Source organism: Pseudooceanicola endophyticus, assembly GCF_018760365.1.
Taxonomy (GTDB): domain Bacteria; phylum Pseudomonadota; class Alphaproteobacteria; order Rhodobacterales; family Rhodobacteraceae; genus Pseudooceanicola; species Pseudooceanicola endophyticus.
Genome location: NZ_JAHIAB010000026.1, coordinates 21,240 through 22,255, shown reverse-complemented (window position 1 = coordinate 22,255; position 1,016 = coordinate 21,240). Strand labels below are relative to the sequence as shown.

Below are 1,016 nucleotides of genomic sequence, written 5' to 3'. Positions count from 1 at the left end.
TCTCTGGGGATCAGGCCGCGTGCCAGGAGGTCACGCGGAAGCTGGCGGTGGCGGTGCCGATGCGGCGGGCGCCCTCGCCGTTGACGATGGTGGTGACCTCTTCCAGCAGGCACTGGACACCCGCGCCGTTGAGCGCCCCGCTCACGGCGGCCTCGATGGCGGCGGTATCGGTGTCGAGCTGATCCTCCAGGTCGCTGCCGCCCTGGCGCTTCAGCACCACCTGCAGCAGCGTGCCCTTCTCCAGCGTCCCGCCATGACTGCTGCGGCTGCTGCGCTCCGAAGGGGTCGCCACGCCCATCACCGGCAGGGTCGCGGCGTCGATCTGCTCGGCCCAGGCCGACAGCAGGGTGACCCCGGCCAGAGCGCCCGAGGCCTCCAGCGCGGCCTTCGCCTGGGCCCGGAAGGTGCTGCGGTAATGGGTCATGAAAAGACCTCAAACAGCTCGCATATGAGCCGCGCATCCGTGGCGGGTGATCCCGAAGGCCAGACATTCTGCACCTCGTAGGTCAGCCCGTCGCCGGGCCGGATCTGGTCGCCGCGCCTGAGCTCGGGCACCAGGTCCCGGGGCACCGACCAGCTGGGGCTGGTGACCAGCACCGGGTGCCCGTCGGGATCCGTCGCATCCACCGGCATCCGCCGGAACACCGACTGCACCACCCGCGCGCTCCCGCCCTGCGGAAGGTAGGTGACCGGGGCGCCGAACACATCACCCAGCAGCCCCGCCATGCCGTCGAACAGCGCCGTCATGCGCGCAGGCTGCCGTCCAGAAGCACGGAGCCGGTGCTGCTGGGGTCCGAAGCTTCCGCCGTGGCGGCACCGATCAGCACGGTGTCGGTCGCCTCCGTGGTGCAAAGCTGGTTGGTGTCGTCCCAGTAGATCGCGGCGCCGACGGTCCAGGCCTGGGCCGAGGTCTTGGCGATCTCGAAGACGCCCCGGCGCACCAGCACCACGTCCTCTCCGGACGTCGCCGGGGCCTGCGCCACGCCGAAAATCTTGCCGACCAGAACGCCGCCGCC

At 71.0% G+C, this 1,016-nt stretch carries 3 protein-coding genes; all 3 read right to left on the bottom strand.

From position 1 onward, the window contains the following. Positions 1 to 10: 10 nt before the first annotated feature. Positions 11 to 424, bottom strand: a complete 414-nt coding sequence (locus KM176_RS24285; protein ID WP_160897249.1) for a hypothetical protein — start codon at positions 422 to 424, stop codon at positions 11 to 13. Beyond that, a complete protein-coding gene (locus KM176_RS24280) occupies positions 421 to 747 on the bottom strand; it encodes a head-tail joining protein (protein WP_215558841.1) in 327 nt (108 codons plus the stop codon). Before KM176_RS24280 ends, KM176_RS24285 begins: the two co-directional genes overlap by 4 nt. After that, the coding region (locus KM176_RS24275; RefSeq protein WP_215558840.1) for a DUF2190 family protein at positions 744 to 1,016 on the bottom strand (273 nt) is incomplete at its 5' end. The genes KM176_RS24275 and KM176_RS24280, both read right to left, overlap by 4 nt.

Excerpts from the sequence above, each read along its gene's own strand:
- KM176_RS24285 (WP_160897249.1), bottom strand. The coding sequence starts at position 424 with ATGACCCATTACCGCAGCACCTTCCGGGCCCAGGCGAAGGCCGCGCTG.
- KM176_RS24280 (WP_215558841.1), bottom strand. The coding sequence starts at position 747 with ATGACGGCGCTGTTCGACGGCATGGCGGGGCTGCTGGGTGATGTGTTC.